At 43.0% G+C, this 8,144-nt stretch carries 7 protein-coding genes; 2 read left to right on the top strand and 5 right to left on the bottom strand.

What is annotated here, in order from left to right; translation table 11 throughout:
• Nucleotides 1-105: 105 nt before the first annotated feature.
• Nucleotides 106-366: a hypothetical protein gene (locus LC574_RS15625; protein WP_229454366.1), complete on the bottom strand. Its 261-nt coding sequence runs from the start codon at nt 364-366 to the stop codon at nt 106-108.
• A 433-nt stretch (nt 367-799) separates the two neighbouring features.
• Between LC574_RS15625 and LC574_RS15620 the strand changes: the two genes are divergently transcribed.
• Nucleotides 800-2,923, top strand: a complete 2,124-nt coding sequence (locus LC574_RS15620; protein WP_229454365.1) for a tetratricopeptide repeat protein — start codon at nt 800-802, stop codon at nt 2,921-2,923.
• Nucleotides 2,924-3,056: 133 nt separating this feature from the next.
• Here LC574_RS15620 and LC574_RS15615 read toward each other — a convergent pair whose 3' ends face one another.
• Nucleotides 3,057-3,818, bottom strand: coding sequence for a hypothetical protein (locus LC574_RS15615; protein ID WP_229454364.1), 762 nt, complete (start codon nt 3,816-3,818; stop codon nt 3,057-3,059).
• Nucleotides 3,819-4,606: 788 nt separating this feature from the next.
• A complete protein-coding gene (locus LC574_RS15610) occupies nt 4,607-5,137 on the bottom strand; it encodes a pentapeptide repeat-containing protein (protein WP_229454363.1) in 531 nt (176 codons plus the stop codon).
• A gap of 279 nt (nt 5,138-5,416) precedes the next feature.
• Here LC574_RS15610 and LC574_RS15605 point away from each other — a divergent pair, with 279 nt between their 5' ends.
• Nucleotides 5,417-6,307: a hypothetical protein gene (locus tag LC574_RS15605; protein ID WP_229454362.1), complete on the top strand. Its 891-nt coding sequence runs from the start codon at nt 5,417-5,419 to the stop codon at nt 6,305-6,307.
• Here LC574_RS15605 and LC574_RS15600 read toward each other — a convergent pair.
• Both LC574_RS15600 and LC574_RS15595 read right to left on the bottom strand, forming a co-directional pair.
• The gene (locus tag LC574_RS15600; RefSeq protein WP_229454361.1) at nt 6,296-6,505 is read right to left on the bottom strand and encodes a hypothetical protein; all 210 of its coding nucleotides are present in this window, start codon (nt 6,503-6,505) and stop codon (nt 6,296-6,298) included. The two genes, LC574_RS15605 and LC574_RS15600, sit on opposite strands and share 12 nt — an antisense overlap.
• Nucleotides 6,506-6,633: 128 nt before the next feature.
• Nucleotides 6,634-8,028, bottom strand: a complete 1,395-nt coding sequence (locus tag LC574_RS15595; protein ID WP_229454360.1) for a TldD/PmbA family protein — start codon at nt 8,026-8,028, stop codon at nt 6,634-6,636.
• Nucleotides 8,029-8,144: the final 116 nt, after the last annotated feature.

Raw genomic sequence — 8,144 nt, 5'->3', positions numbered from 1 at the left:
ATTCTTGGCGTTCTTGGCGTTCTTGGCGGTTCGATAAATTAAGATTTTTAGTACTTTTTGCGTAAGTCCTAATGAATTTAAATTGAAAATTGCTAGTTCTTAAAATCAGGCATGGAGATTTGCTTGTTCCTGCAACCAAGGATCTACAGGTTGCCCATCTTTGCGGCGTAATTCAATTTCCACTACCATCACTTCTTTGGAACCAGGAGGCGCGGGTTTTTTATGGAAAAGAATGTCATAATCTTCTGGATTGTGTTTGTGCTCTTTCAACCATTCTTGTACCTTGGTTGTGGCAAAAAATGATTGCCCTTGCTCAAACATTCGGGTAGTCTGCAATTGCAGTGTATAAGGATTTATCCGACCCATTTTCTACCGCCTTTGTTAAGTTAATTGTAGGGCAAGTAATCTGCTTACCCTAGATAATCTAATGTTAGTGCGAAGTACGCATATCTGACACTTTGTATACTGCTATTTGTAGAAACAAAGTCCGAACTTAGTTCGATGAATGCTCTCAGAAAGCGCGGATTTTGCTACAATCTGTCTTCCAGAGGTTGATAAATTATTGTTTGTGGGCTTGGTTTTCACCTAGTAATGTTATAATGGTGTCTCTAAAAAATGTTAAAAACTTGACTGCGCTCCACGACTGAAGTTGTACGTACAGTAAGGGCGAGGGAACAGATTAGTTAAGGATTGTTCAGCATTTTCCACTGCCTCTACAACATTTCACTACTTAATTCTGTTATAGATTGGAGAGAGGCACGCCGCTTCAAAAACTGACCAACAGACTGAGATGGTTGTTATGAAGAGCAAAAATCAAGCTGTTTTCGCTTTAATTGTAAAAAGCACTATTGTCTTTTTACCCTTACTGCTGTCCCCTGGAATTGCCAGTGGACAATCTGCACCATCAACTTCCCCAGCACTAACTCCTGCTCCGCTATTATCGAATCAGGAACGGGAAGAACTAACGCGACTAAGAGCGGAAAAGCGAATTCAACAGCAAGTCCAATCTGATTTTAATAGCGCTTTTAGCCGGACAACTATCTTACTCAATGTCTGGCTAGTTATATTAAGTCTATTTCCAGTCGCAATCATTGCTTTATTTTGGCTCCTGCGACGGGTGGTAATCCGTGAAATTGTTGATAGAGCGATGCAACAATTACAGGGAATGGAAAAATTGCAAAATCAGCTAGCCACCGTTAAACAAGAGGCTGAAAATCTTATTCAAGAAGCTAAAAAAATAAATTATGAATTAGAAGAGGAAACGGCTAGTTTACAACAACAGATTAAAAACGAACAAAAAAAATATTTATCTAACCTTATGTCTGAACTAGATTTAGCTAAAACACAGGTATTAAGTCGATTAGAAACTGAACTGAAAAAATCCCAACAAAATATACAAACTTTAGAGTCAGAATTTGCTTCTGGGTTATCTAAGTTAGAGTTTGATGCTCAAGAACAAAGAGATATAGCACTGGATAATCTAAGAAAATTAGCATCTGTCATGGCAGAGGAACTGTCTAATTTAAAGTTAGGTGTGCAGCAACAGCAAGAACTAGCCGTTGCTGATTTAAAAGTATCAAAGTCTGAGTTCACATCTCAACTTTTTGGATGGCAGTCTGATGCTCAAAAGCAACAGGATATAGCTGTTGAAAGCTTAACAAAATTGCAGTCAGAATTTGCGGAAGAATTATCGAAATTACAGGTAGATGCTCAGAAACAAAAAGATATCACACTTGAGAATTTAGGAATATTAGATAAAGAATTGAAATTTCAATTATCTGAATTACAAGTAGATGCTCAAGAACAAAAAAATAAGATTGTTGAAACTTTAGCAGTATTGCAGTCAGAATTTGCCGAACAACTATCTGTATTGCAAGTAGATGCTCAAACACGCAAACAGCTAATAATTGAGAATTTAGAAAAAGCTGGTTCTGAGTTTACTTCACAATTCTCAGATTTACAATGGAATGCTCAACAACAAAAGATTCTCATTTTGGAGAAGTTAGAAAGATTAGAAACGGAGTTTGTCTCTCAACTTTCTGAGTTGCAATTGGATGCCCAAGAAAGAAAGGATCTCATCCTTCAAGAACTAACTGAAATTACACCTGAATCTATCCTAAAGGTGGTAAATTCTGAAGTTGACATTGAAATGACACCTGCATCCATCCCAGAGGTTGTAAATTCTGAAGTTGAGCAAGAAATACAGGAACAGCCACAACAACCAGAATTTACTGCTGATGAGTATGTAAAACAGGGAGATGAGCTATTTTCTCAAAGGCGCTATGAAGATGCGATCGCAGCTTACAACCAAGCGGTTAAAATCCAAGCTGATGAACCTGTGGCTTGGTTAAAACGAGGTCTAACTCTAGGGAGATTGAAACGCTACAAAGATGCGATCGCATCATACAATAGAGCTATTGCGATTCAACCAGATTATCATCAAGCTTGGTGCGATCGCGGCGTTGCTTTTGGTAACTTACAACAGCATCAGCAAGCCTTTGACTCATTTGATAAAGCTACACAAATCAAGCCTGATGATGCAGTTGCTTGGTTGAATCGCGGTCTTTCCCTAGTAGCATTGGAACAATATGAAGAGGCAATACCATCTTTTGAAAAAGCCCTGGAATTCCAACCCAATTCCCCCAAAATCTGGGATAAACACGGTTATACTTTAGTAAGATTGGGACGCGATGATGAAGCGATCGCTAGTTTTAACAAAGCCTTAGAAATTAACCCAGAGTATGCCAGTGCCCATTACAACAAAGCAGCCTGTTACGCACTCCAAAGACAAGTTGAACGATCTCTGTTAACTTTACAACAAGCAATTGAACTTAATCCCAGGTATAAAGAAGATGCAGTAACTGACCTAGATTTTGATGATATTGCCGATGATGAGCGCTTTAAAGAGTTAGTTGCAGAGTAAAAATCTAAAAGGCATTGGGCATTGGGCATTGGGCATTGGGCATTGGGCATTGGGCATTGGGCATTAGTTATTCCACTCTTGCTCCCCCTGCTCCCCCTGCTCCCCTTCCCCTCTTCCCCCCACTCCCCACTCCCTACTCCCCACTCCCCCCAACTCGCGGATTCTGTTCCTCAGACATCGCCTTGAGTTTAGATGTAAAAGACTCAGAGCGATCGCTTTTTTCTGGAGTAAATTGCCCGATTGGGGCATGAATCGGAGCAGGTGGGAGCAGTTTTGGCCGTCGTTGATGAGGAATTGGTGATGGTGAAGGCGGTAGACTTTCTTGTGAAGCTTGCCTTTGGCTGATAGCGGACGATAACTGAAGCCTTGTTGAAGAAGCAAATTTTCCCGAAAGGGGAGACTTCAGGACAGTTTTATTGTCCCTAGCTTCCTCCTTCGCTTCTTCATCTACAGATGTTTTTTGTTCGGAACTTTTCAGTTGTAGAGTTGCAGTATTGCTTTTTTGATAACCGTTGCGAATCTTAGCCGGTGGTAATTGAGGACTCGTGACTTTCTCTACAGTGGGGTTTTTCTTCGCTGGCGGTAGGGCTGGCGCAGGCGATGAAGTTAAACTTTGGGGAAATTTGCTACAAATCATCCGTTCAAATTCCATGTTGAAATGATATGTAGCCTGATCCCGGCGCTGCCAAAATACTAAAATTTGCTGCACGGAAACAGCTTTATAACGACCTTGATATAGTGCCTCAATCACTGCCAGGTGTAGCCAATTAAGCGGGTATTGCGTTTGCCAACGCTCAACTAGCTCATTGGCAGTATAGCCACTGAGATCAAAACTATAGTTAATTAATAAGGCGATCGCTAAGTTGGCAGAGGTGTCTGGAAGTGTTGTTAACATGGGGCTATTAGCTTTAGGCAATAGGTCTAAGATTTGTCACCCATCGCATATTAGCCTAACGTGCTTTTAACTACATGGTTTTTTTTCCCAAGAGTACCAAGCCGATAAGCAGTGTTTCTTATTCTACTTGTCAACTTCTAGAATGCAACCCCACATAGACTGATTTAATCGCAGATGTTCGCCTAATGGCGACTAATGCCTGATAAACCATTGCTGAAACTTCAGCGCCTGTTACCGGGCATGAAGGTGCAAGCAGTTTGGGATCGGGATATTTGAATTCGAGCGTTCGCGCAGCGTCTCTAAGATAGGACTTACGCACACTCTACGAATTCTCGGCGCTCTTGGCGTCTTGGTGAACCAGCGCTGTAGGCGGGTTTCCCGCCGTAGGCGACTGGTGAACCCGAAGGGCGGTTCGATAAATTAAGCGAAGTTAGCAATTTTTGCGTAAGTCCTATAAGAGTTGCGAGTGGTCATGGGTTTATCTGGCTGGTAAGTAGTCGGACAAAAATATTTACAGTCATTGCGAGCGTTGGCGGAGCCTCTCGAAGAGAAGCAATTCGCAAGGGCTGGGATTGCTACCCTTCGGGAAGGCTCCGCCTACATTCCGCTTTGCTCCCGCAATGACATTGTGTAATTAATTCTGTCGGCGTTGCATATTTGCGTGATGATTTTGCTAGTTTTGTGGGATGGGCATCTTGCCCGTCCCTTGTATTTCAGGGCGGGCGAGACGCCCACCCTACAAGAATCATCCCTTGATTCAGCAACGCCATTCTGTCTGACTGGTAGTGTCACACATTCTCATCCAGGATTGTTCCTTCTATATTGGCTCCATCCAAATTTGCTCCGCTTAAATTTGTTTGGTTCAAATCTGCTTGAGTGAGATTTGCCTGGGATAAGTCGGCTACAGTTAAGTCTGCACCACTCAAATCGGCTCCATCTAAATTCGCCGCTATCAAACTAGCTTCCTGCAAATCCGCTTCACTCAAGTTAGTTTCAATCAATTTAGCAACCGTCAAATCAGCCTGACTCAAATTAGCTCCATCCAGAGCTGCTCCATCCAAGATAGCTCCATCCAAGATAGCTCCGCTTAAGTTGCTACCACTGAGGTCAGCATTGCTCAAATCTGCTCCATTTAAGTCTGCCTCAATCAAACTGGCTTGGGCTAAATTAGCGTGACTTAGATTAGCTCCATCTAAAATTGCTCTATCTAAAATTATGCCACTGAGATTGGCTTCCCTTAAGTTTGCCTCGCTCAAGTTGACACCAGTAAAGTCTCTGACACCTGCGGCATAGTTTTTCAGGAGTTGATCTGCTTTCATATCTGTCGCTGTGTTAAGGAACGTTTAATTGAGGCTATCCAGCTTACTCAGACAGGCAGTAAATCCCCACCACGCGCCACGGAGGATTGGTGTGGTGAATCATACCGGAGTGAATATCGAATCACATTTATCTAGATTAGCTATCCTCAACTACTGGCGCTACTACCTAGAGTTGTGATTTATTTTCATACTTGGGAGGGATGTTGAGGGATTTAAAAACTTAACCATTAGTGCAAAGCGATCGCTATACTCAATTGTGGTGTTCATCTGGCAAAGGTTATGACAAAACCAATTCGTATTCTTTTGCAGACTACGATCCCTACGACTGAAGATGACTGGAGCATTTTTCGTTTTTCGATGTTACAAGATTACTTAGCATCGATTAAAGACGAAGCAGGAAACTCCTTATTTGAAGTTACCGGACGCGATTACGAATCAGATGCAGTAGACAGTGATCCAGTTTTAAGTAGTCTCGAAAAATCAGATTTTGATGAACTTTGGCTATTTGGATTAGAGGTGGATAAGGGTTTAACCGAAAAAGACATTGCTGGAATTAATGCCTTTTGGCAACGCGGTGGCGGTATTTTGACAACACGCGATCATCAGGATATGGGTTGTTCGATGTGTGGTTTAATTGACATTGGTGATATCCACTATTTCAACACCAAAAATCCCGATCCCGATGAATCTCGCTGGAGCCGAGATGACTCATACACAACTTATATCTCCTGGCCCAACTATCATTCTGGAGCTAACGGTGATTATCAAAAAATTACCATTGTTGAACCCATTCACGAACTTTTAAAAAATCCTAATTCACCTTTGGGAAGTATCGAATTTTTCCCCGCACATCCCCACGAAGGCGGTATTGGCGTGCCTTTAGGAAATGCAAACGCGCGCGTAATTGCTTTGGGTAAAAGTTTAGTTACAGGTCGTAACTTCAATTTGGTTGTAGCGATCGAGCATCATCAAGATGAACAAGGGAATATTTTAGGACGAGCAGTAGCTAACTCCAGCTTTCATCATTTAGTAGATTACAACTGGGATATTAACAAGGGCTGTCCCACTTTTGTAGATGAGCCACCAGGAGATGGCATGAAAAAAGAGCCACGCGCCTTAGAAGATATTAAAACCTATGTGCGTAACGTCGCTTTCTGGCTAGCAAATTAAATTTGACAATGCCAATGCATCGGCTGACAATGCCAATGCATCGACTGACAATGCCAATGCATCGGCTAACAATGCCAATGCATCGGCTAACAATGCCAATGCATCGACTGACAATGCCAATGCATCGACTGACAATGCCAATGCATCGGCTAACAATGCCAATGCATCGGCTGACAATGCTAATGCGTCCCCTTGCATTAAAAACGCTACGATGATTTTACGCAAAGACCTGTAGAGACGCGAAATTTCGCGTCTCTAGCAAGGTTTTTGGGCTTAACTGAACGGTATTGTAATATAGACCTAATGCTACAACGGTTGGGTGGGGTTTACGTTTCTCCACCAACCACTACATCTCGAATTCGCAGACTAGGGCCACCACAACCCACTGACAAACCATTTTGCCCTCCCTTACCGCAACCACCGGATTCATCCCAGTAAAAATCATCACCAATTGCCTCAATATCCGCTAGAGTTTGGAATACATTTCCCGAAAGCGTTACATCCCGCACTGGTTCAGCAATTTTGCCGTTCCTAATCATCCACGCTTCTCCAGCACTAAAGGTGAACATTTCCCCATTCGTCATCCCACCCAACCAATTGCGGGCATACACTCCTTCTTTGATATCGGTGAATAAGTCTTTAACTGGTGTTTTACCCCGTTCAATCCAAGTATTTGTCATCCGCACAATGGGAGTAAAGTGATAGTTGAGACAGCGTGCGTTACCAGTAGGCGCTTCCTCCAATTTGCCAGCAGTTTCACGAGAATGCAAACGTCCAACTAAAACTCCATCTTTAATTAGTTGAGTAGTAGTAGCAGCCGTGCCTTCATCATCGTAAAAATAGCTACCGCGATGTCCCTCTGGGGCAGCACCATCAAAAATTTGCAGTTCTTCTGGGCCAAACCGCCGTCCAATGGTCATGACTTCCAGCAGATCGGGGTTTTCGTAAGCCATATCGGCCTCAGAAAGATGTCCAAAGGCTTCGTGGACAAACAAACCCGTGAGAATTGGATCAATAACTACAGTGTAAGTATTGCCTTTGGCCGATGGCAGAGATAAAGCTGCGATCGCTCTTTTAGCTGCACTTTGAACCTGTTCATCCAAATCAGTTAAATCTTCGTAAGCTTTGCGAGAACCAGTAGTTTCCCGTCCAGTTTGTACGGTTTCGCCATTTCTGGCAGTAGCTGCAAAGCGCATTTCCATATCCACCCAAGATTGCTCGATCAAAGTGCCTTCTGAGGTAGCTATGATCACTTTTTGGGCGCTGTCACCGTAACGCACCGAGGTAGTGGTAATCCGGCGATCAACGCTTTTGAGCAATTCAGTATAGCGATCGCACAATTGTTTTTTCTTCGAGAGTGGGATTTTTCGGGGATCGGTGCCTTTTAGGGGTAGAATGCATACTGCTTGCACTGGGTCAATAGGTGCAAGTAAAGTTTCTTCATCACCAACCATCCGCGCCGCAGCGATCGCTTCTTCTATCCGATCCTGAATTGTCGCCAGTTGGTTAAAGCAGCTTAAACCCCATCCACCTTTATAACAAGCGCGAATATGTCCACCAATGGAGATGCCAACGCTTAGGCTTTCTACCTTGTCGCCACGCAACAAGATATCAGTCCCTTCTGCTTCTTCAAGGCGAATCATCAGATAATCTACACGCTCAGAGTAGCGGGCGATCAGGTCAGAAAGTAAATTTTGTGCGTCAGCAAGTGTAGTCGGCATTTCCAATTAGTAACAATGACTAACTGCATTTATTTTGCAATTATTTGGGGAATTTCTGCTACTTAATGTTCGGAGTTCGCTCATGAGAAGAACCAATGCCCAATGCCCAATGCCCA

This window comes from Nostoc sp. CHAB 5715, from assembly GCF_020829685.1.
Lineage (GTDB): Bacteria > Cyanobacteriota > Cyanobacteriia > Cyanobacteriales > Nostocaceae > Nostoc.
The sequence above is the reverse complement of the archived record's forward strand: the minus strand, read 5'-3'. Positions and strand labels throughout refer to the sequence as shown.